Origin of the sequence: Pseudomonas putida (assembly GCF_050989985.1) — a bacterium.
GTDB classification, from domain to species: Bacteria; Pseudomonadota; Gammaproteobacteria; order Pseudomonadales; family Pseudomonadaceae; genus Aquipseudomonas; species Aquipseudomonas putida_AI.
In genome coordinates, this window is record NZ_CP158815.1 from 6,622,177 (window position 1) to 6,644,177 (window position 22,001).

Below are 22,001 nucleotides of genomic sequence, written 5' to 3' on the forward strand. Positions count from 1 at the left end.
TGTTAGTTTGCTAACTATCAATATGGCATTGATGGGGATTTTCCGTCAAGTTTTGAAACATATCGGCAGCCATCTGTCGTGCCTCCCGGATAGTTGACCAGCCAAGGTAATGAATTTGTATATACTTTTTCATCACACCACCGGGAGGTTTACCGATGTCAAAACAAGCCGTTTTCACGATGAAACTCGAGGCAGATTTGCGCGAACAGTTCATGGCCGAAGCGGAGGCCGCTCACCGTCCTGCCTCGCAAATTGTTCGGGAAATGATGCGTCAGTTTGTTCAAACGCAACGAGAATCCCGTGAGTACGAAGCATTCCTGCAACGCAAAGTGGATATCGCTCGTGCATCCATGCATAGAGGCGATGGTCTGACGAATGAGGAAATTGAAGCAGAGTTCGCCGCCAGGCGTGGACGGGCCGCCATAGACGAATGAAGATAATCTGGACGAAGGAAGCAGCACAGGATCGTGCAGACATTTGGGATTATCTGTACGCCGTTAACCCAAAAGCGGCCATCGACATGGACAATCGCTTTAGCGATGCAGTATCCCGGCTTGGCCAATATCCCGAACACGGTCACGCCGGAATCATCCCCGGCACTCGCGAACTCATTCCGCATCAGAGCTATCGCATTGTTTACGAACAGGCGCTGGGTGCCATTTGGATCCTTGCCCTGGTTCATACCTCCCGACAGTGGCCACAATCGAATTGAACCTCTACACCCCCCGCCCCTTCCTCAACATCACATCCAACTGATCCACCACTTCCGCCCAGTCGGCATCATCCAGAATTTCATTGCGCAGCAGATCCGCCTGGCACGGGCTCCAGAAAAAGGCGTCGGCCAGGTGCAGGTCCGGCTTGAGCGGTGAGTGGGTGGCGATGAATTTGTCGATGCTTTCGGCGTCGTCGGCCAGGCCGAGTTGTTTGAACAGGGATGGGAGGCTGTGGGTTGGGTTTTCCATGTCGGGCTCCTGTGTATCAATCAATGGACCGCTGCGCGGTCATCGCGAGCAGGCTCGCTCCCACAAGGAAAGCGTTCTCCCTGTGGGAGCGAGCCTGCTCGCGATGACGCCGGTAAACACAGCGCAAATCTAACTGCTCAATTCCCGCACCTGCGCATGCGGCACCATTTTCAGGAACTCCGGCATGTCCATGTGCAGCAGGTTGATGTGGTTGCCCGCTTCCAGGTAGATGTCCTTTTGCCGGGTCAGCAGTGGGTCGATCACCACGTCCAGCCCATAGGCTTCGCCCAGGGCGGGCACGGCACCGCGTTCGCAGTCTTCGAACAGATGCGGCAGATTGCTTTCGCGGGAAACCTGCCATTCGCCACTGCTGCGGACCTTGCTCAGGTCCAGGTGACGGCTGGCGGGGAGCACGGCCATCAGGTAGTGGCCATGGTGGTCGTCGAGGATGACCGATTTGGCGACCCGCTCGGCGGGAATGCCTGCGACCCGCGCCGTTTCGAGGCTGCTGGCCGAGTGGGGATGGGTGACGATGTCATATGCGCATTGAGCCCTGTCGAGGCTGCGCTGCACGGTTTTTGCCATTCGCATGATGCACCTCCGTGCCCGCCATGATGCTCGGCGGACGATGGTTGACGCTTTTCTTCGTACTCAAAGTCTAGGCCTGCAGGGCCAATCCGGCGGGAAATCCGCCCACCGGACAGGTCAACATCTGAGCAAAATTCATACAACTGGCGCGTCAACTAAACTGTATACAGAACCACCAGCGGCTCTCCTGGAGGGTCACGTGAATACGCGCTGTTGTGCCATCGCATGGTTATTGCTGTTGAGCGCCTCCGCCCTCGCTGCGGACACCGCCGCAATGCCGCCCCCCGATCCGATCGGCATGTGGCTGATCACATTCGGCATCGCGTTTTTGATTGCCGAGGCCGCCCTGCCCAACTACGGCGTAATCGGCCTGGGCGGGATCGTGATGTTCGTGATCGGCGCGCTGATCCTGACCAATGCCCAGCTGCCCGTGCCCTTGATGATCGGCCTGGGCCTGCTCAGTGCGCTGCTGTTGATCGCCCTGCTGATCCGCGCCCTGAAAACCCGACCGCGCCATGCCGTCAGCGGCGATGCCGGATTGCTGGGCAGTGTCGCGCCGATATTGTCGTTGCAGGCTGGCGATGCCTGTCACGGCTGGGTGCATTTGCAAGGCGAACGCTGGCAGGTGTCGAGCGCCAAGCCGTTGCAGGTCGGGCAACGGGTGCAGGTCGTGGCACGCAAGGGATTAATGCTGGAAGTGGCCGCGACTGACGCGGTATCGGTTGGAGAATAGTCATGGGCTTGCAGCTGGGTTTTGTCGCGCTCCTGTTGTTGCTGATCGCGTTGGCCAGCGCGACCTTCCGCATCCTGCGCGAGTACGAGCGTGGGGTGGTGTTCCAGCTCGGACGCTTTTGGCAGGTCAAGGGCCCGGGCCTGATCCTGCTGATTCCGGTCATCCAGCAAATGGTTCGCGTCGATTTGCGCACCGTGGTGCTGGACGTACCGGCGCAGGACGTGATCACCCGCGACAACGTTTCGGTCAAGGTCAACGCCGTGCTGTATTTCCGCGTCCTCGATCCGCAGAAAGCCATCATCCAGGTCGAAGACTTCCTCATGGCCACCAGCCAACTGGCGCAAACCACCTTGCGTGCGGTGCTCGGTAAACACGAACTCGATGAACTGCTGGCTGAACGGGAACGGCTGAACATCGACATCCAGCAAGTGCTGGACGCCCAAACCGATGCCTGGGGCATCAAGGTGGCCAACGTCGAAATCAAACATGTGGACCTCAACGAATCGATGATCCGCGCCATCGCCAAACAGGCCGAAGCCGAGCGCGAACGCCGGGCCAAGGTGATCCATGCCGAAGGCGAATTGCAGGCCTCGGAAAAACTCATGCAAGCCGCCGAAATGCTCGGCCGCCAACCCGGCGCCATGCAGTTGCGCTACATGCAGACGCTGAGTTCGATTGCCGGCGACAAGAGTTCGACCATCGTCTTTCCGTTGCCGATCGAATTGCTAAAGGGCATGGCGGATCTGTCGCCGAAAGCGTGAGCGCCACCCCTTACTGTGGGAGCGAGCCTGCTCGCGATGGCGGCCTGACAGTCAACATTGATGTTGAATGTGAAGGCCCCATCGCGAGCAGGCTCGCTCCTACAGTTTTGTCCATCAACGCGGCTCGGTGCCCATGACGAACAACCGCGCCCGATTATTGCCCGCCTCGGTTTCGCTGATTTTTTGCCAGCCATTGGGCAGCGGAGCGAATTCGTCCGGCTGATCGGCGGTGCTGATCAACCACACACGTCCTGTCCCTCTGGGCAATTGACTGAGACGGTCGAGATAGATCCTTGGCGCGTCGCCATTGACCAGCGTGCCGAAACCGTAATCGTTGGGGCGACTGGAACTGCCATTGGCCAAAGGCGGCGTGTAGAGCATCGGCGCCGCATCGGTGCGGTTGTAATAGACATAAGGCATGTACCAGAGCATGTCGCTGATAACGATCCGGTCGCCTTCGACGTAATGCTGGTTGATGAACTCGACCATCACGCTGGTCTGGTCGTTCACATCCACCGTGGCATTGGTTTTCAGCCCGACCAGCTCGGTGCCGACAAACAGCGCCAGCAAGCCGAACGCCAATAGGCGAAAGACATTGAGCAAGCGGTCGATGGCCAGCGCCATGATCAGCGGCAGGCCCAGTGCATAGGCGTTGAGATAGCGCTCGATGAACACCGGTGAAATGAACGAAACACCGTAAACCAGCAACAGCGGCAGCAGCGTGTAGAGCGCCAGCAAGACACTCCAGCGATGACGGCTGCGATCACGCAAGCCCGTTATCACGATCACCGCCAGCAACAGCATCGGTAGCGCGCCGAACAGCAGCCACGGCAAGGCATCCCCATCTTCCTGGATCAGGAAATCCCACACCATCGATGGCAGGGAGCTGAGCGTGACTGGCAATTCCCAGCCCACATCACCGTTGGCCTTGAGCTGGTCCATGTGCTGGATCAGGTCCATCAAACTGGGGATCCACGGGGAAAACAGCACCACGATGGCGACATTCGCTAGCCACCAGGCCGGGCGGTCGATGAGTTTCAGGGGATGGTTCGGCTGCAGGCGCAGCACCAGCAAATACGCCCAATGGACCAGCACGCACAACGCGGTGAAATAGTGGGTGTAAAAACCGGCGGTCATCAGCAGCGCGTAAACCACCAATGCCCGGGTGTCGCGAGGTTGCTTGACCCAATACACCAGCGCAATCGTCGCGCCGAGCAGCCACATGCCCAGCCACGCGTACATCCGCACTTCCTGGCTGTAACGCACCGCTGTGGGCAGCAGCGCCAGCATCAGCCCGGCCAGCAACGCCGCACGGGGATTGGCCATCAATCGCACCAGCCACATGCCCAGCATCACCGCGGCAATACCCGGCAGCGCACTCAGGCAGCGGATCGAGAAAATGCCGTCGCCAAACAACTCGATCCAGCCATGGAGCAGCATGAAATACAGCGGCGGGTGCACGTCGTGAGCGGCATGAACCCAGATGTCGGCCACGGCATACCTGCTCATCAACAGGCTGGAGCCCTCGTCGCCCCAGATGGCCGCGGCAGTCAGGCCGTAAAAGCGCGCCACTGCGGCCAGTGCCAGGACCAGCAGCCCACCGATCAGGGTACGCGACCACTGCCGGTTGTCAGGCAAACGCCGGTTCACGCCAGATCGCAGAGGCTTCACCTGCGGTTCTTTGCTTTCCACCACCACCATCCGTCTTCCACCCGCGCGACCTGAATACTTTGCTCACTCTAGGCCACTGCCTATCGCGATGTCGCGGTCCGGAACGGCGAACCGATGAAGTGAGCGTCAGGCTCAGCGTTGCGCTGCCAACGGGTACACCGACTCCCATCCGCCACCCAGCGCCTTGTACAACCCGACGGCGGCCAACGATACGCCGGTGGAGCTCTCGACCCATTGCTCCTGCGTCGCCAGCAACGCACCTTGCACGGTGAGGACGTTGACGAAATCCACCACGCCCTCGGTGTATTGCCGCTGCGCGGTTTGCAGGGCGACCTGGTTCTGCCGCACCGCTTCGGCCAGGCTGTCGCGGCGCAATTGGCTGGCGTTGTAGGCGCTCAGCTGGTCGTCGATTTCATGCCAGGCCCGCAATACAGTCTGCTGGTAGGCAATGGCGGCTTCCTGTTGCTGGGCTTCGCGCAGATTCAGCACGCCACGCAGGCGCCCACCGTCGAACAGCGGCAGGCTGAATTGCGGGCCGATACCGAACGTACGCGAGCCCCAGGAACCGAAATCGCTCAACTGCATGGCTTGCGAACCGACATTGCCTGACAGGGTAATGCGTGGATAGAAATCGCCCTTGGCCACGCCGATGCTCGCGGTGGCGGCATGCAGTCGGGCTTCGGCCTGGCGAATGTCCGGGCGCCGCTCGGCCAGTTGCGACGGCAGGCCGATGGCGACCTGACGTGGCGTCTGCGGCACCGGTGCGTCGCTGGACAATTCGCTCGCCAGCGCCTGGGGCGGCTCGCCCATCAACAGGCTCAAGGCGTTGATCAGCTGTGCCTGGCGCTGTTCCAGCGCTGGCAGGCGCGACTCGATGGCGGCGACTTGCGCGGCCGCTTCAGCGACATCCAGATCGGTCGCCACACCATCGCCCAGGCGCAGTTGCGACAGCTTCAGGCTGTGGCGAGCCACCTCTAGGTTCTGCTCGGTGACCGCCCGGGTGTTTTGCACGCCGCGCAGCTGAATGTAGTCCTGAGCGGTCTCGGCGAGCACCGACAGCAACACGCCCCGGCGGTCGTTTTCCGCGACTTCCAGCGTGGCGTCGGCAGCTTCGGTTTCGCGGCGCACGCGGCCCCACAAATCCAGTTCCCAGGAGGCCGAGAAACCGGCATCCCACAGGTTGAACGCGGAATTGCCGTTATTCCCCGATGGGTCCATCAAACCTTCGCTGCTGTTGCGTTTACGGCTGTAACTGCCGCCGACGGCGGTGGTTGGATAACGGTCGGCGGTGATCACCTGACGCACCGCCCGGCTTTGCTCAAGGCGACTGCTGGCGAGCTTGAGGTCGAGGTTATCGGTCAGGGCGCGATGGCTCAGCGCCGAGAGTTTTGGATCGTTGAAAACTTCCCACCAGCGCTCGCCCAGGGTGTCGGCGATGGCCTGGCTGGGGGCGGCTTTTTTTGGTTTTGCCCATTCGGTGACGGGCTGGGACTCAGGTTTGTGGAAGTCCGGGCCGACGGTGCAGGCTGAGAGGCTCATGATGAACAAGGCACAAAGGGTGAGGCGAGGCTTATGGCCTCTTCGCGAGCAGGCTCGCTCCCACATTGGGTCTGTGTCGTACCGAGAATCTCCATTCAGAAGCGGATCCCCTGTGGGAGCGAGCCTGCTCGCGATGGCGTCGGCCGGGGCAACGAAACTCTTCATCGCTGAACAACCTCATTGGCCTTCACACTCGCCGTATCAATCCGCGCCTCCACCGACATCCCCACCCGCAACCGCTCGGCCAACGGCTGCCCCGGTTCCAGCACGATCTTCACCGGAATCCGCTGCACAACCTTGGTGAAGTTACCCGTCGCGTTGTCCGGCTTGACCGAGGCGAAGGTCACGCCGGTAGCGGGTGCAATGCTCTCCACCCGCCCGTTCAGCGCTTCTCCGCCAAAGGTGTCGACGCGCACCTGCACATCCTGCCCCGGCTGCACATGGGTCAACTGGGTTTCCTGGAAGTTGGCCACCACATAGGCTTGGGCCAGGGGCACCACCGCCAGCAGCTTGCTGCCCGGTGTGACATAGGCGCCGACACGCACGGCACGCTCACCGACCATGCCATCCTGCGGCGCGACGATGCGGGTGTAGGACAAATCAAAACGGGCGATTTCCAGTTTCGCCTGTGCCCGCTTCAGTCCACCTTCGGCACCGTCGCGCTGCGCGGTAAGGATGTCCACCTGCTTGCGCTCGGCGGCCAGCACCGCCGTGGCATTGGTCAAGCGGGCGCTGGCCTGGTCGATGCGGGTACGCGCCTGCTGCGCATTCTGCACGGTGCCTGCGCCCACCCCGGCGAGATGGTTGTAGCGATTGAGTTCATGCTCGGCGAAGGCCATTTCCGCCTTGGCGGACACCACCGTCGCCTGCGCCTGGGCGATCACCGACGCCTGGCGCTCGAGGGTCGCCCTGGCATTTTGCAGCTGCGCCTGCGCCACCAGCGCCTCGGCGGCGGCGGCATCGGCGGCGGCGCGCAGATCGCGGTCATCGATCAGCGCCAGCAACTGTCCGGCCTTGACCTGTTGGTTGTCTTCCACCAGCACTTGCTTGATAAACCCGGCCACGCGCGGCACCACCAGCGTGTAGTCCGCCGAGACATAAGCGTCGTTGGTGGTCTGTTGCGTACGTTGGCCGAACAGGCCAGGCGTCAGCAAGTAAACCATCGCGCCCACCGCGATCACGACGGCAACGCCCACGGCCACTTTTTGCTTTGATTGAGTCGTCATAAAAACCTCGGTTTCAGTGGAGCATTCAAGTCGGAGCGCGCGGTGGATAGATCCGCGTCGGCATCCAGAAAATCAGCAGGATCAGCGCGACGGCGATGCCGGCCATGCACAGATAAAGATCTGAGGAGGTCAGCACCACGGCCTGCTCGTGCAGCCGGTGGGCAAGGCCTGCACTATCGGAATCGGCCAGGGGCGAGTTGCCCAGGCGATCGACCAGCATCGTCGAGTGAAAGTGCAAGCGGGCGGTGGTCAAGGTCTCCAGCACGCCGGTGGCAATCACCGCCGCCAGGCCTTTCACGGTGTTGAACCAGGACGAGGCGAACGGCCCATCCATCGGCTGGATACTGCCGGTGGACAGCATCAACAGCGGCAGCACCGCCATGGGCTGGCCGAAGATCTGCAGCAGCTGCAGCACATAGAAGTCATCGCGAATCCACTCCGACGTCAGCTGCGATCCGCCCAGGCAAGACAGCGCCAGCATGCTCAAGCCAATCCCCAGCACCCAACGGCAATCGACCCAACGCAGGTTGCACAGCGCCGCCACCAACGGCAGCGCGATCAACTGCGGTAGCGCCGCCAACAGCGTGATCGGCGCGGTCTGCACCGGGCGATACCCCTGAACCTGCGCAAGGTAACTGGACGGAATGATGATCACCGCCAGCAAAATCACCAGTACCCCGGACAGGGTCAGCAAGGCGAACGACAGGTTGCGGATGCCGAGCATCTGCATCTTGAAAAACGGCACCGGCTGCGACCATTCGTTGATCAGAAATGCCACCAGCAGCAACGAACCACCGGCCAGCAAGGCGCTGATCAGATTCGACTCGAACCAGTCCAGCCGATTGCCTTGCAGGATGCCGATCACCAGCATGCAGATCGCCGGAAAACCCAACAGCAGACCGCGCCAGTTGAACTGCTTGAAACGCTCCAGCCGCAGCGGGTCCTGGGGGATGCCATAGGCCACCGCCGCCATGGCGATCAGGCAGGGCGCAACGATCTGCCAGAACGTCCATTGCCAGCCGACATACTCGCTCCACAGCCCCGCCAAGGGTGTGCCGAGCCCCGGGCCGAAGGTGGCGGTCAAGGTATAACCGGCCAGGCCGAAGACCTTTACATTGGCCGGCAGAAAACGCAGTGCGACGGTCATCAGCATCGGAGGCAGCGCGCCGCCCGCCAGGCCTTGCAGGGTGCGCAACACCAGCAGGCTTTCGTAGTTCGGCGCCAGCGGGCACAGCACCCCCAACAGGGTGAACGCGCTGATGGCGCAGAGGGTGAAACGGCGCAACGAGAACGTCACCGCACACCAGGGCGCGAAGGCTGCGGCCGCCACCGAGGTCGCGGCATAGCTGGCGACCAGCCAGGTGCCCTCGTCGTAGCCAATGCCCAGGCCGCCACGAATGTCGGCCAGCGCGACCTTGGTCACCATTTCGTTCAGGCCCGCCACCAGCACCGCCAGCAACACGCCCACCAGGCCAACAATGATCCGCAGACCAAACACCGTGGGTGCGGCGGCCGGCGCGGGCGCAGCCAAAGGCACCGAGGCCGTTATTGAGGTCATCGGTTCACAACTCCGAATTAATTGAGGTGGCAGTCTACGAAGGCCAATCGCTGTCGAAAACTGACTTATTGGCAATGTATAAGTGCGCTGGACGCAGCAATTGAATGACAAAAATGAGCGAGAACTGATCGCTGATTCGGAAAGAAATTATGGGGAAAACTAACACCGCCGTGTCGGGGGGACCACCATCCATAGGTGTTAGGAAGTGCGGTTTCGGTTTAGTAGAAGAATCTGTGGCGAGGGAGCTTGCTCCCGCTGGACTGCGCAGCAGTCCCTCTTTTGGGGCCGCTTCGCGACCCAGCGGGAGCAAGCTCCCTCGCCACAAAGTCTGTTTGCTCTCTTCAGGATTGAGCTGCCAGCCATGTCTCTTCGCAGCAACGCTTCAGTGTTTCACGCAGCCAGCGGTGTGCGGGGTCGTTATCGAATCGCGGATGCCAGGCCTGGCTCAGCACGACAGTCGGCAAAGGGATCGGCAAGGTGAACGAGCGCAACTTCATGCCCAGCCGGCGAACACTCAACAGCGTTTCCCTGGGCACTGGCAGAATCAGATCTGTATCAGGCAGCGCGAACATCGCCGCATGGAAGCTCGGCGCGATCAACGCCACATGCCGCTCCAGCCCCAGGGCATTGAGTGCCGTATCGATCGGCCCGCGGGCGATTCCGCGGCGGGACATGCTGATATGGGAATACCGAGCGAATCGCTCGGCAGTGATCTCTTCATCGAGCAGCGGATGATCCTCACGCACCAGGCCGACAAACTGGGTGGAAAACAGGTTTTGCACCTTCACTTCCGGCATCAGCGGGCGGTTATTGCTGACGCTCAGATCGATACGCCCCTCCCGCAGGGCCTCATCATCGCCATCGCCCTCAGGCGCAAAGCGCAGTTCGCAATGCGGCGCCTGACGCTGCAGGGTGTCGAACAACTTACCGCCGTAAATGCCCACAAAAAAATCATTGGCCCGAATGCTGAATCGCCGACGCAGACTGCTCAGGTCCACGACCCGGGCCGAGTGAAACAACTGCTCGGCCTGCTCGACCAGATCCCGAACCTGGTCGCGCAGCTCCAACGCCTTGGGCGTGGGTACCAGACCACGGCCGGCACGCACCAGGATCGGATCGCCAATGGCCTCGCGGATACGCGTCAGCGTTCGGCTCATGGCCGCCGGGCTGAGGTTCATCCGTCGCGCGGCGCCCACCACGCTGCCTTCGTCGAGCAGGGCGTCGAGGGCGATCAGAAGGTTCATGTCGGGGAGTTGCATGGCGAGCACTCTTGTTTGATCAGAGTTGATTCAAACGCAATGCTAGCAAACATACTTCCAATGTTGTGTCGGCTGTCCCGGCCTCTTCGCGAGCAGGCTCGCTCCTACAGTGGCTCTTCAGTGAGCGCAGAATTTGTGCACGACAAATAACCCTTGTAGGAGCGAGCCTGCTCGCGAAAGCGTCGGCACTGTCACCATCACCACCCGCCCCAGCCACTATCAGTTCTGCTAGTTCTCAACCTTGGTCGTGAAGGGTGAAACTAAGCCAGACATTCACCTCTATCCTCCCGCAGAGGTCTTCGGCATGACTCAAGCCAAGAAACAGAACCCAACCGGGCAATACACGGTGCTGCTGGCGACAGATCTCAAAAACTCGGTACACGCCGAAATCCATGCGAATAACACCAATCTCATTCGGTACTCACCCTACGGCCAACATTCGGCGCAACTTGCGGTCATGACGCGGCTAGGGTTCAACGGTGAACTGCGCGAGCCGGGATTCGATTTGTATTTGCTGGGCAACGGCTACCGTGCTTACAACCCTCGGTTGATGCGTTTTCACAGTCCGGACAGCTTGAGTCCGCACGATAAGGGGGGGAGGAATGCGTATATGTATTGCCACGGGGAGCCGCTGATGAATTCGGATCCGTCGGGGCATGCTCTTCTCCCCCTTGTCCGCACTGGTTTCACCTATTTTATAGAGGCAAAAAATACTTTTTTTAGCACCTATCAAGCACAAAGAACTGTTGGCCAAAACCCGTTGAAAGCCTTGGTTTCAACCATTAGCGACCGCGGAAGATTGCTCCAGACAATGGGAGCATCAAATCCGAAAACGATACAGTTCGGGAATGCGTCAACCTCAAAGGTATTACCCACAGCTCGAAGCGGCGGGTTGCATCAAAACGTTGTAGGAGAGAGCTCAGCATCCGGGAACGCTTCTAACTATTTCGGGGGCTCTTCGAGGCAACCTGCAAACTCATCGAATCCACCTGGCTATGGCAACAGTCCTCATTTGAAGAAGCTACAAGAAAGGTCTGATGCCCATCCACGCAATCTAAAAAATGGAGCTACCAATACCTCAACTGGGCACCCTTCCAGCTATGGGCCGTCAAACGCTCCCCCCCCCGTTAGCCAACGCCGAATCCCCTCTTCATCAAGTCCATATGCTGAGGTTGACCCCAACTCCCTGGACACTGGCCGCGACAACATCAGGAAGACATGAGCTGATTCGAACTGGTGCGCTGTGTGGACAATTACTGGTTCCTACTAATTTCCACACATCGGCCACGTTCTATTGGCTTAGCGCTGCATCCCCCACCGCTTCACCGTCACCCGCTCCAGCGAATCAAACACCAGATTCTCCACCAGCAACCCAATCAGAATCACCACCGCCAACCCGGCAAATACCTTGTCGGTGTACAGCTCATTACGGTTCTGGAAGATGTACCAGCCCAACCCGCCCTTGCCACTGGTCGCACCGAACACCAGTTCCGCCGCAATCAATGTACGCCAGGCAAAGGCCCAGCCAATTTTCAGCCCGGCCAGGATCGACGGCAGCGCCGCGGGGATTAGGATGAACAGCACGAAGCGCATGCCCTTGAGGCCGTAGTTGCGTCCGGCCATGCGCAGGGTTTCGGAGACGCCGAGGAAACCGGCGTAGGTGTTCAGCGCCAGCGCCCAGAGCACCGAGTGCACCAGCACGAAGATCAGGCTGTTCTGCCCCAGGCCGAACCACAGCAGCGCCAGCGGCAACAGAGCGATGGCCGGCAACGGGTTGAACATCGAGGTCAGGGTGCTCAGCAGGTCGCGACCGAACTGGGTCGAGACCGCCAGGGTGGTCAGGCCGAACGCCAGGACGATGCCGATCAGATAGCCCTTGAGCAGCACCACCAGGGAAATCCACACCTTGCCCAGCAACTCGCCGCTGAGCAGACCGTCGTACAGCGCATGGGCGGTTTGCAGGAAGCTCGGCAGCAGCAGGTCGTTGTTCTGATAACGGGCGACGGCTTCCCACAGCACGGCGAGCAAAATCAGGATCAGGCTTTTGCGCAGCCAGCCCTGTTGCCACAGGCGTTGGCCAAGGGGCAATTCACGCTCCAGCGGCACGCTGGTCAGTGGCTGCAATACGGTTTCGAACTCTTCACGCGGGGATGATAAATGGCTCATCGGGCCCTCCTCGAAAACTGGCTCAATAAGCGATGCGGATGTCGGCGAAATCCAGTTCGCGCTCGGTCTCCGGCGACTGGCCTTCATCGAACAACAATCTGTGAATGCGTCGCGCCGATTCCTGGAACGCCACGCCGCCCAGACTGTGCAAATCGTATTGATGGCTGTGGACTTCCGCCCTCACCCGCCCCGGATGCGGCGACAGCAGCAGGATGCGATTACCCACCACCAGCGCCTCTTCGATGGAGTGTGTGACGAACAGCAGAGTGAAGCGCACCTCTTCCCAAAGCAGCAGCAATTCTTCCTGCATCTTGCGCCGGGTCAGGGCGTCGAGGGCGGCGAAGGGTTCGTCCATCAGGAGGATTTTCGGCTGCATCGCCAACGCCCGCGCGATGGCCACTCGCGCCTTCATGCCGCCGGACAAGGTATGCGGATAGGCATCGGCAAACGCCGCCAGGCCAACCTTCTCCAGGTAGTGCAGCGCGCGCTCTTCGGCCTCTTTGCGCTTGAGGGTTTTCGAGGCCAGCAGCGGAAACATCACGTTTTGTTTGACGGTTTTCCACGGTGGCAGTTGATCGAATTCCTGAAACACCACGATCCGGTCCGGCCCCGGCGCATCCACGCGCTGGCCTTGCAGACGGATCTCGCCCTCCACTGGCTGAATGAATCCGGCGGCAGCCTTGAGCAGGGTCGACTTGCCGCAACCGGATGGCCCGAGCAGGACAAAACGGTCTGCCGGGTCGATCTCGAAACTCACTTGATGGGTCGCCCGCACCACCCGTTGCGGCGTGCGGTATTCCAGGCTGACGTTATCGACCGACAGCAGCGCTTGGGCTGCCGTGGCCGGTTTGCTGACCGTGTGGCCTTGCAAAGGGGCGTTCATGTGCGTCAGCTCCCTTGCAGCGGCTTGGCGTCCTGGAAGAAGTAATCCTTCCACGAGTCCGGTTTGTTTTTGATCGCGCCGACGCGGTAGAGGAACTCGGCCAGCGGGTAGGTGTTTTTCGGCGTGACACTGAATTCGAACTGCGGGTTGTCGATGATTTTCAGCAACTCTGCGCGCTCGATCTTCGCCTTGGTGACACGAATGTAGGTGTCCGCCGCAGCGCCTTTATCGTTCTGGGCGAATTGCGCAGCTTCGGTCAGGGCATCGACGAAGGCTTTGTAGGTTTTCGGGTTTTCGTTGCGGAATTTCTCGGTGGCGAACAGCACCGTCGGCGAGTTCGGGCCGAGCAGGTCGTAGGTGTTAAGCACCACGTGCACGTTCTTGTTTTCCAGCGCCTGATCCTGGAACGGCGGGTTGGAGAAGTGCCCGGTCAGCTCGGTGCCGCCAGCGACCAGCGCTGCCGTGGCATCAGGGTGCGGAACGGCGATGGTGTACTTGTCGAGGCGATTGAACTCCTTGTCGCCCCACTGCTTGGCCGCCGCGTATTGCAGGAAGCGCGACTGCACGGAAACGCCCACCGCCGGCACCGCGATGCGGTCCTTCTCGGTGAAGTCGGCGATGGTTTTGACGTTCGGGTTATTGCTCACCAGGTAGTACGGGAAGTTGCCCAGGGAGGCCACGGCCTTGACGTTCTGCTTGCCGTGGGTGCGGTCCCAGATGGTCAGCAGCGGGCCGACGCCGGCACCGGCAATGTCGATGGAGCCGGAGAGCAACGCATCGTTGACTGCCGCGCCACCGGAGAGCTGAGTCCAGTCGACCTTGATGTCGATGCCTTCCTGCTTGCCGTACTTCTCGATCAGGTTTTGATCGCGCACGACGTTGAGCAGCAGGTAGACGATGCCGAACTGTTCGGCGATGCGGATTTCACCTTCGGCGTGGGCCACGGTCGGCGCCACCAGGCTGCCGGCGATCAGGCTGAAACCCAGGCCGATGGCCGCGGCCAGCGGTGCGAATGGAAGACGTTTGGACATGATCGGATCTCCGGCAAATCAGAAAGGCGCGTCGCCCTGGATGGTGGTGCGATACAGCTTGCGGCGCAGATGGCTGGGGCAGCCGGCGGCAAGGTGGATTAGCGAACGGTTGTCCCAGAACACCAGGTCGTGGGGCTGCCATTGATGGCGGTAGATGTTTTGCGGCAAGACGCTGTGGGCGTAGAGCTCGGCCAGCAGTTGCTGGCTCTCGTCCTCCGGCAGGCCAACGATGCGGGTGGTGAAGCCCTCGCTGACGAACAGCGCCTTGCGCCCGTTTTCCGGGTGCGTGCGCACCACCGGATGAATGACTTCGGCGACTTGCGCGAGCTGCTCCGGGGTCAGCGTCGGGCGCCAGTTGCCTTCGAATTTGGTTTCGCTGTAACGCGCCGTGTAGGAGTGCGCCGCGGAGCGACCTTCGACCGCTTTGCGTAGCGCCTCGGGCAGGCTGTCCCAGGCTTTGTGCATGTCGGCGAACAGGGTGTCGCCGCCTTCGGACGGCAGCTCCTGGGCGTGCAGCATCGAGCCCAGGCTCGGCAGTTCCTTGTAGGAAAGATCGGAGTGCCAGAATTTGCCGGCATCACCCAGGCCGATGTTCTGGCCGTTCTCGATGATGTTGGAAACGATGAGGATTTCCGGGTGACCGGTCAGCAGGAACTGCTTGAGCACATGGATCTGCAACACGCCGAAACGGCGACTGAAGGCGATCTGTTGTTCGGGGGTGATGCGCTGGTCGCGGAACACCACGACGTGATAGTCCAGATGTGCGCGGTGAATGCGCGCGAAGTCCTGATCGTTGATCGGGCGGGACAAATCGAGGCCAAGGATTTCGGCCCCCACCGCACCGCTGAACGGGCGGATTTCAAAGTGTTGTGGCGCGATGACTGGCGATGCTGAAACGGCTGACATAAATCACTCCCACGCACGGCACGCTCAAGGGCGCGCGCGTCGATCAGAAACTCACGGAGGTCCCGTGTTGGTTCGTGTCGTGCGGCGCGCCGATTGGTCGGCAGGTACGCAGGGGTGTGACTTTATAGGTATAAGAACGCGATTTTAAATACCGTTAGCGAATAACCATATGGCGTATTTCGCCTATGCTGCTGACAGCATGACGCTGTTCACTTCTGAGGGATGCTCAATGTTCTACGTGCAACGCAATACAGAAGGGCAACTGATGCGCGTCGAAGCCGAAGCCTATGCCGAGTCCACGGAAACGCTGCCGGCCGACCACCCCGACCTGCAGGCCTGGTTCGCCAACGAAGTCATGGCCACCAGCCTCAAACAGCTCAAGCAGATAAAACAGCTCAAGCAACTCAAGCAGAGCGACCTGGAAATGATCCGGGTACTCGACGACTTGATCGAAGTGCTGATCAGCAAGGGCGTGATCCTGGTCACCGACTTGCCGGCTGCCGCACAGGCCAAACTGATGGACCGGACCCAGGCCCGGGAGGCTTTGGGGGGGTTGAGTCATTTGGTTGATGATGATGAGGAAGGGTTTATCTAAGCCTCGAGATCTTCAGCGTCGGTACTGCCGTCATCGCGAGCAGGCTCGCTCCTACAGTTGATCGGTGTGGTCGCAGGATTTGTGTGCAATATAGGACCATTGTGGGAGCGAGCCTGCTCGCGATGACGGCATGACATTCAACTCAAATCCCAAGTCTTACTGCCAAGGCTTCGGCTCACCCACCAACCGCCCCTGAACCCCATACACCCCCATCTCCCGAATCACCGCCAGCTCGCCCTCGGTTTCAACCTGCTCGGCAATCAACGGCAAATCGATGCTATGGGCCGCGCGCTGGATGGCTTCGATGAACAGGCGCTTGTCGCTCTCCTGGTCGATCGCGCGGATGTAGCTGCCATCTATCTTCAGGTATGCCAGGCCGAGCCGCGCCAAGTTGCCGATCATGCTGAAGCGCCCGCCGAAGTGTTGCAGGCTCAATGAGAACCCGAGGCTGCGCAAACGCCTCGTCAGGTCTTCCAGCTGGGCTTGCTCCGGCAATTGTTCTTCGCCGATTTCCAGGGTCAGGCGCGGTCCCAGATTGGAATGCGAACGCAGCAGGTCGAGCAGCGCATTCAACGCCTGCGGATCATCCAGGGTGGCCGACGACAGGTTCAGCGCCAGCGATGCTTCGTGATCGTCCATCTGCTCCAGCACCAATTCCAGCATCAGGCGATCGAGCCGGGCCGCCCAGCCGAAGCGCTGCAGCCACGGCAGGAAGCGACCCGCCGGAACGCTCTGGCCCTGGTCGTCGATCAGCCGGGACAGCACCTTGTAATGCAGCACCAATTGCGTGTCCTGGCTGGCCACCACCGGCTGGAAATACAAACGAAAGCGCCGTTGGTTCAGGGCCACGTCCAGCAGCTTGTGCCAGGCATGATGATCATCGCCGACATCGACCGAGGCGCTGTGATCCAGGCACACCCAATGAGAATCCACCTGGCCTTCGGCCTGCGCCAATGCCTGGTCCGCCAGGCCGAGCACCGCTTGCGGTGTGTCACCGTGAACAAAGGGTGCCAGGCCGATCGCGGCGACCGAGGCCACGTCGGTGGCGCCGGTCGCATGCAGGCTGGCCAGTGCCGAGTCGAGGTGTTGCGCCAGTTGCAGCGCTTCTTCGCGCATCAACCCTGGCGCCAGCACGGCAAACTCGCCGCCACGGATGCGCGTGACGAGGTTTTGCGTGGCCGGATAGCGGGCGCATTCGCGGGATAATTGCTCGCCCACCGCCTTCAGCAATTCATCGGTGCGCTGACCGCCCAAGCGCTGGTTGAGGCCCGCCAGATCCTGCACCCGCAGCAACAACAGGTAGCCGGAGCTGGCCTGTTCCGGGTTACTCACCCGCGCGTTCAATTGCATCTCGAAATAGCGGCGATTGGCGAGCCCCGTCAGGTTGTCCTGATAGGACTCGGTCCGCAGTTTTTCACTGCGCTCGGCCTGTTCCTGAAACAGCGCCTTGAGCTTCTCGACCATCTGGTTCATGGCCTGCACCACGCGCCGCAACTCAGGTGTACGCGGCAATTGCGGCAGGCTGAGAAACTCGCGACGGGCGATGGCGTGGGACTGTTGCACCATGTAGTCGAGCGGTTTGAGTTGTCGACGCAGCAACAGCGCCCCCAACACCGCGCTGACCACGCCGCAGATCAACAGCCAGGCCAGGCTGCCCAGCGCGCTTTGCCACAACTTGGCCAGGGCGAACATCGGGTGGCTGACCACCTCGACGCGCGCTGCCTGCTCCCAACCGCGGCTGACAATCGCATCGCCCCCGGCAGCCTCCAGGCCGATCAGCCTGACGAACCAATCCGGCACTTGGGTATCGGCCGGAATGCCGCTGCGTTCGACCAGCGTTTTGCCGTTGGACAGATCGACCACCCGGATGCTCGCGTAGTAGCCGCTATCGAAAATCGAGCTGACCAGCAATTCGGTCATCGCCGGGTCATCGATGTTCGGCGTCAGCGACAGCGCCAATGCCGTCGCGGCGTCCTGGGCGTGGGAGCGCAGCTGGTTGACGTATTGGGTGCGCGAGCTTTCCAGGCTGACCATGAAGCTGCCGGTGAAGGCGACGACCAGGAACAGACAGATTGCGATCAATAGCTGTTTGAACAAGGACATCTGTGGGCATGCTCCTAGTGAGTGGTCTCGACCGGAAATCCTTCGGCCTGCATTTTCTTCAGCAGATCCTGCCAACGGGACAGGCGCTTGGTATCACTGACCTTCTGGTTGCCCTTGGCACCGGGCAACCACAACCCTTCTGCATTGAAAGAGTAGACCGGCAGCAAATCCGTACGCTCGCTGGCCGGCTGGATACTGTCGGTCAGGCTGTCGAGCACCAGCGGCATGGCATCGGGGCGTGCGTAATAGGTCAGCACCATGTGCGCGCGATTCAAGCGCAAGGCCTTTACGTAGGTGATGCGCAATTTGTCGCTGGCCACCCCGAGATGGCGCAAGCTGAAATACTTGGCAATAGCGTAGTCTTCGCAATCGCCGGCGCCTTTCCACAAGGCTTCGATCGGCGTTTCCCAGTAATCGACCTGATGCCACAGGTCGATGTCTTCGACGTAACGCATTCGCTGATTGAAGAACCGATTGACCCGGTTGAGCTGTTCCAGCTCGCTGATTGACTGTTGGGTGGCCAGCAACTGTTGCCAATCATCAATACGCTTCTGGCCTTCACCCAAAGGTCCGTACAATGCCTGCGCTTGACGGACGATCAGGGAAAAATCCCAATCGACCTGCGCATCGCCCAACACATCGCCCAGCATCACGCCAGCGAGCAGCAAGGCGCCGCACAGCCCGCGCAATATCCGGGAGGTTGGGAAAGGTAAAGCCAATGCAAGGCACCCTGGAAAGGCAGGTCGAAGTCGGTTGATGGTGTAGGTTAGCCCTTGAAAAAACAATGGCACGGTGAGATCACCCACGGCGGGCTAGAATTAGGAAAAGCCTCGGTGTTGCAAGTTTGACAAGCCGTCAGGTGGTACTAGTGTCAGTTGGATCCAAAAATAAACCAGTCAATCAGGGTGAGTTGTAGTGACACAAAAGCCCAACCCTCTCAGCAGCATCAAGGTCAACGGGCCGATTCCGGCGCACCTGGCTCGTTCAATCATTGAAGAGACCTTGCGTGCGGCGATTCTGGATGGTCGCCTGCCTTGCGGCATTGCACTGCGCCAACAGGATCTGGCCGATCTGTTCGGGGTCAGCCGCATGCCCGTGCGCGAAGCCCTGCGCCAGCTCGAAGCCCAGTCACTGCTCAACGTGGTTGCCCACAAAGGGGCCGTGGTGGCGCCTCTGGTCCAGGGCGATGCCGTGGAAACCTATGCGCTGCGCATCCTGCTGGAGTCCGAGGCCCTGCGTCTTTCGGTCCCGCTGTTGGACGCCGCGGATCTGGAACAGGCGGCCCGCTATATCGACGAACTGGAAACGGAACACGACTACACCGAAATCGGCCGTCTCAATCGTCTTTTCCACATGTCGCTGTACTGCAAGGCGGGCAACAAACGCCTGCTGAAACTGGTGGAGGACGGGTTGAACGAGGAAGAACGTTTCCTGCGTTTCAACCTGGAGGCCATGGGACTGGGCAAACTGTCCCAGGAAGACCACCGCGCATTGTTGCGAGCCGCCGAAAATCGCGACGTCGACGGTTCGGTGGAATTGCTGACACATCACCTCAATCGAGGTGTCGAAGTCATTACCCGCTACCTCGAAAGCCCCGAGGCCCAGAGCAGAAAAGCCTCTAAATAGAACGCTCTTCAGTCACAACCTTCAGAAGCATGGACAGCCTGCGATAGCGACCTGGTGACGCTATCGCAGGCATGTCGTGCTCCTGCCAAAAGCCGTCGGCGAACCATCCGCTTACATTTTCTCCCCCTATACATCCGCCACCGACTCGCATGTCTCGGTGATAGCCCCCGCCTTGAATTACGCTAAATCCTGGGTCGACAACGAGCCATGAACGGGCGACACCTGCAGCAGTGACGCAGACCCCACACCAGGAACCAACGGAAGGAGTCTTGCCACGGGATTGGAGAGCGTCGACGCCATCCTCGGCTCACTTGCATCCCCTCAAACACCTCGACGAACGTCATTGGAAAGTTGCTTCGAGTGAGGCATTCACTCTTTATAAAAATTCTGACTTATATAAGGCGGAAGGAGTAACTACGCACAAATAAAACTTTAATCAAAAGTCTTATTGGAAGTTGTCGCACCTACGAAAGTTAAACTTCTGAATATTTACTAAATAACTTGCCCGACACTAAATTTGTGTACTAACTTTTCCAGCGCCGCCGCAGCATGCGGCCTACAGGTACACAACCAGAGCTTTCAGCCATCAATAACCATCAATTCCGTTGAGGCGCCTGCTCGCCAACAGAAAACTTTCAATTGCGATCAAGCCGTATCCGAACACAACTTCCGATCATTCAAGGATGTATCCATGAACGCAACTAAAGAACGTCTAGAGCAAAGAAAATCCGAACTTAGCGCGCACCCCATCTTCTCGGAAATCAATTCGCTTCCGGTATTGCAGCGCTTCATGGAAAGCCATGTATTTGCCGTGTGGGATTTCATGTCGCTGACCAAACGCCTGCAACAGGAACTGACCTGCACACACCTGCCCTGGCTGCCGCCGCGCGATCCGCAGGCAGCCCGGTTGATCAATGAAATCGTGCTGGGTGAAGAGTCCGATGACCGTCCGGCCCAGGGTCACTACAGCCATTTCGAGTTGTATCTGGATGCCATGCGCGAAGTCGGCGCCAGTACCGCCGCGGTGGAACGCTTCGTGGCGCTGCAACGGGAAGGCGTGAGCTACGACGTGGCGTTGCAAAGCGTGGATGTCGACCCGGCCGCTGCGCGCTTCGTGCGCCATACCCTGCACACCGCGCTGCATGCGCCGGGGCACAGTGTCGCGGCGGCGTTCCTGCATGGTCGCGAGAGTGTGATCCCGCAGATGTTCCAGCGCATTCTCGATGACTGGGGCATCGGCATTGAACAGGCCCCGACCTTTCGCTACTACCTTGAGCGACACATTGAAGTCGACTCGGAGGACCACGGCCCCGCCGCGGAAAAACTCCTGGCACGGCTGATCGGTGCCGACCCGCAGCGTGAACAGGACGTGTACGCCAGCGCCCTCGCCGCCGTGGAAAGCCGCATCGCCCTGTGGGACGGCCTGCGCCTGAGCATGAGCGAGCCGCTGGTGGAGGTGAACGTATGAACGCCGCCGATTACCTGTCGTTCGCCGATGCCTGGGAGAGTCGCGCCACCATCCGCACCCGCCCCCGTCGTGTGCTGGAGAACGACGACAAATTGATCTACCCCTTGAGTCGCCAGCCACTGGTGCTCAGCGAAACCTTCCTGCGCGAATGCCCCGGACAACGTGATTTTGCGCTGGTGCAGACGCTGTACAAATTCATCAACGACGTGGTGATTTTCGAAACCGAGATCGTCGACAAGACAGCGCGCAGCATCGCCAAGAATCGCTTCGACCTGGCCTTCCCGTTTGCCTGTCGCTACGACGCCATGACCGTGGTGGTCGATGAGGATTACCACGCGCTGGTGGCCATGGACTTCATGCAGCAGACCGTGGCCATGACCGGCATCGAGCCCATCGAGCTACCGGGTGAAATCGAATTGAGCCGGGCGATTCCGGCGGCCATCGACCTGGCACCACCACACCTGCGCAGTGCCGTGGAACTGATCTGCGTGGCGATCGCGGAGAACACCGTGACCGGCGATGTCGCCGCGTTCGCCAAGGACGACACGGTCAAGCAATCGATCAAGGGGCTGATGGCCGATCACTTGCTCGACGAAGGTCGGCACTCCGGTTTCTGGTCGCGGATGGTGCGTATCTACTGGCACACCGCGAGTGAAGAGGACCGCCAGTGCATCGCGCAGATCCTGCCGGTGTTTATCGGCCATTACCTGACCAACGATATCCAGAAGTCCTTCGACTTGCGCCTGATCAATGCCTTGCCGATCAGCGACGCAGCGCGCCATGCCCTGCGCAGCGAGGTGTCGGGGCTGGCCTTCCCGATCAATCGACACCACCCGTTGGTGACCAACATCGTGCGGTTCTTTCGCAGCAGCTCGCTGCTCGATTCGCCGTGCGTGCAAAGCGCCTTGAGCGACTACCTGATTTGA

At 60.2% G+C, this 22,001-nt stretch carries 22 protein-coding genes; 9 read left to right on the forward strand and 13 right to left on the reverse strand.

All coding sequences use genetic code 11. The features are described from left to right. The first annotated feature begins 155 nt into the window (after nt 1–155). Nucleotides 156–434, forward strand: a complete 279-nt coding sequence (locus ABTV29_RS30220; RefSeq protein WP_433768150.1) for an antitoxin of toxin-antitoxin stability system — start codon at nt 156–158, stop codon at nt 432–434. Continuing rightward, the gene (locus tag ABTV29_RS30225; RefSeq protein WP_433768151.1) at nt 431–712 is read left to right on the forward strand and encodes a type II toxin-antitoxin system RelE/ParE family toxin; all 282 of its coding nucleotides are present in this window, start codon (nt 431–433) and stop codon (nt 710–712) included. The genes ABTV29_RS30220 and ABTV29_RS30225 overlap by 4 nt, the downstream gene beginning before the upstream one ends. Nucleotides 713–716: 4 nt before the next feature. On the opposite strand, the gene ABTV29_RS30230 is transcribed toward ABTV29_RS30225, so the two are convergent. Together ABTV29_RS30230 and ABTV29_RS30235 are read right to left on the reverse strand one after the other, a co-directional pair. Further along, entirely contained in the window at nt 717–962 is a 246-nt protein-coding gene (locus ABTV29_RS30230; protein WP_433768152.1) for a DUF2789 domain-containing protein, read from the reverse strand. A 129-nt stretch (nt 963–1,091) separates the two neighbouring features. Then, nucleotides 1,092–1,553, reverse strand: coding sequence for an aminoacyl-tRNA deacylase (locus ABTV29_RS30235; RefSeq protein ID WP_110965748.1), 462 nt, complete (start codon nt 1,551–1,553; stop codon nt 1,092–1,094). Nucleotides 1,554–1,749: 196 nt separating this feature from the next. On the opposite strand from ABTV29_RS30235, the gene ABTV29_RS30240 reads away from it, so the two are divergent. Together ABTV29_RS30240 and ABTV29_RS30245 are read left to right on the forward strand one after the other, a co-directional pair. Continuing rightward, on the forward strand, nt 1,750–2,283 hold the full coding sequence (locus ABTV29_RS30240) for an NfeD family protein (RefSeq protein WP_433768153.1): 534 nt from the start codon (nt 1,750–1,752) through the stop codon (nt 2,281–2,283). A 2-nt stretch (nt 2,284–2,285) separates the two neighbouring features. Beyond that, nucleotides 2,286–3,044, forward strand: coding sequence for a slipin family protein (locus ABTV29_RS30245; RefSeq protein WP_433768154.1), 759 nt, complete (start codon nt 2,286–2,288; stop codon nt 3,042–3,044). A gap of 114 nt (nt 3,045–3,158) precedes the next feature. Here the strand turns inward: ABTV29_RS30245 and ABTV29_RS30250 are convergent, their stop codons facing one another. The 5 genes from ABTV29_RS30250 to ABTV29_RS30270 form a co-directional block, all read right to left on the reverse strand. Continuing rightward, complete coding sequence (locus tag ABTV29_RS30250; protein WP_433768155.1) at nt 3,159–4,745, reverse strand: glycosyltransferase family 39 protein; 1,587 nt, start codon at nt 4,743–4,745, stop codon at nt 3,159–3,161. A gap of 102 nt (nt 4,746–4,847) precedes the next feature. Continuing rightward, nucleotides 4,848–6,419: an efflux transporter outer membrane subunit gene (locus ABTV29_RS30255; RefSeq protein WP_433768156.1), complete on the reverse strand. Its 1,572-nt coding sequence runs from the start codon at nt 6,417–6,419 to the stop codon at nt 4,848–4,850. Continuing rightward, nucleotides 6,416–7,480, reverse strand: a complete 1,065-nt coding sequence (locus tag ABTV29_RS30260) for an HlyD family secretion protein (RefSeq protein ID WP_433768157.1) — start codon at nt 7,478–7,480, stop codon at nt 6,416–6,418. The genes ABTV29_RS30255 and ABTV29_RS30260 overlap by 4 nt, the downstream gene beginning before the upstream one ends. 25 nt (nt 7,481–7,505) lie before the next feature. Then, on the reverse strand, nt 7,506–9,038 hold the full coding sequence (locus ABTV29_RS30265) for an MFS transporter (RefSeq protein WP_433768158.1): 1,533 nt from the start codon (nt 9,036–9,038) through the stop codon (nt 7,506–7,508). Between the two features lie 341 nt (nt 9,039–9,379). After that, nucleotides 9,380–10,297 carry a LysR family transcriptional regulator gene (locus ABTV29_RS30270; protein ID WP_433768159.1) on the reverse strand — a complete coding sequence of 306 codons (918 nt, stop codon included), beginning with the start codon at nt 10,295–10,297 and terminating at the stop codon, nt 9,380–9,382. Between the two features lie 304 nt (nt 10,298–10,601). Between ABTV29_RS30270 and ABTV29_RS30275 the strand changes: the two genes are divergently transcribed. Further along, the gene (locus ABTV29_RS30275) at nt 10,602–11,519 is read left to right on the forward strand and encodes an RHS repeat-associated core domain-containing protein (protein WP_433768160.1); all 918 of its coding nucleotides are present in this window, start codon (nt 10,602–10,604) and stop codon (nt 11,517–11,519) included. 77 nt (nt 11,520–11,596) lie between these two features. Here the strand turns inward: ABTV29_RS30275 and ABTV29_RS30280 are convergent, their stop codons facing one another. Genes ABTV29_RS30280 through ABTV29_RS30295 form a run of 4 tightly spaced genes read right to left on the reverse strand, consistent with a single transcriptional unit; the run spans nt 11,597 to nt 15,283 of the window. Beyond that, complete coding sequence (locus tag ABTV29_RS30280) at nt 11,597–12,463, reverse strand: ABC transporter permease (RefSeq protein WP_433768161.1); 867 nt, start codon at nt 12,461–12,463, stop codon at nt 11,597–11,599. Nucleotides 12,464–12,485: 22 nt separating this feature from the next. Further along, nucleotides 12,486–13,346, reverse strand: a complete 861-nt coding sequence (locus ABTV29_RS30285; RefSeq protein WP_150702583.1) for an ABC transporter ATP-binding protein — start codon at nt 13,344–13,346, stop codon at nt 12,486–12,488. 5 nt (nt 13,347–13,351) lie between these two features. Next, nucleotides 13,352–14,377: an ABC transporter substrate-binding protein gene (locus tag ABTV29_RS30290; RefSeq protein WP_433768162.1), complete on the reverse strand. Its 1,026-nt coding sequence runs from the start codon at nt 14,375–14,377 to the stop codon at nt 13,352–13,354. A gap of 18 nt (nt 14,378–14,395) precedes the next feature. Next, a complete protein-coding gene (locus ABTV29_RS30295; RefSeq protein ID WP_433768163.1) occupies nt 14,396–15,283 on the reverse strand; it encodes a TauD/TfdA dioxygenase family protein in 888 nt (295 codons plus the stop codon). Between the two features lie 229 nt (nt 15,284–15,512). Here ABTV29_RS30295 and ABTV29_RS30300 point away from each other — a divergent pair, with 229 nt between their 5' ends. Further along, nucleotides 15,513–15,878 (forward strand): tryptophan synthase subunit beta, encoded by a 366-nt coding sequence (locus ABTV29_RS30300; RefSeq protein ID WP_110967954.1) that lies wholly within the window; start codon nt 15,513–15,515, stop codon nt 15,876–15,878. 156 nt (nt 15,879–16,034) lie between these two features. Here the strand turns inward: ABTV29_RS30300 and lapD are convergent, their stop codons facing one another. Together lapD and lapG are read right to left on the reverse strand one after the other, a co-directional pair. Beyond that, a complete protein-coding gene (gene lapD / locus ABTV29_RS30305; protein WP_433768164.1) occupies nt 16,035–17,981 on the reverse strand; it encodes a cyclic di-GMP receptor LapD in 1,947 nt (648 codons plus the stop codon). A 14-nt stretch (nt 17,982–17,995) separates the two neighbouring features. After that, nucleotides 17,996–18,631, reverse strand: a complete 636-nt coding sequence (gene lapG / locus ABTV29_RS30310; protein WP_433772077.1) for a cysteine protease LapG — start codon at nt 18,629–18,631, stop codon at nt 17,996–17,998. A gap of 265 nt (nt 18,632–18,896) precedes the next feature. On the opposite strand from lapG, the gene ABTV29_RS30315 reads away from it, so the two are divergent. The 3 genes from ABTV29_RS30315 to ABTV29_RS30325 all read left to right on the forward strand — a co-directional run bounded on the left by ABTV29_RS30315 (nt 18,897) and on the right by ABTV29_RS30325 (nt 22,001). Further along, nucleotides 18,897–19,607: a GntR family transcriptional regulator gene (locus ABTV29_RS30315; protein ID WP_433768165.1), complete on the forward strand. Its 711-nt coding sequence runs from the start codon at nt 18,897–18,899 to the stop codon at nt 19,605–19,607. Nucleotides 19,608–20,298: 691 nt separating this feature from the next. After that, nucleotides 20,299–21,075, forward strand: a complete 777-nt coding sequence (locus ABTV29_RS30320) for a DUF3050 domain-containing protein (protein WP_433768166.1) — start codon at nt 20,299–20,301, stop codon at nt 21,073–21,075. After that, nucleotides 21,072–22,001, forward strand: a complete 930-nt coding sequence (locus tag ABTV29_RS30325) for a diiron oxygenase (protein ID WP_433768167.1) — start codon at nt 21,072–21,074, stop codon at nt 21,999–22,001. Before ABTV29_RS30320 ends, ABTV29_RS30325 begins: the two co-directional genes overlap by 4 nt.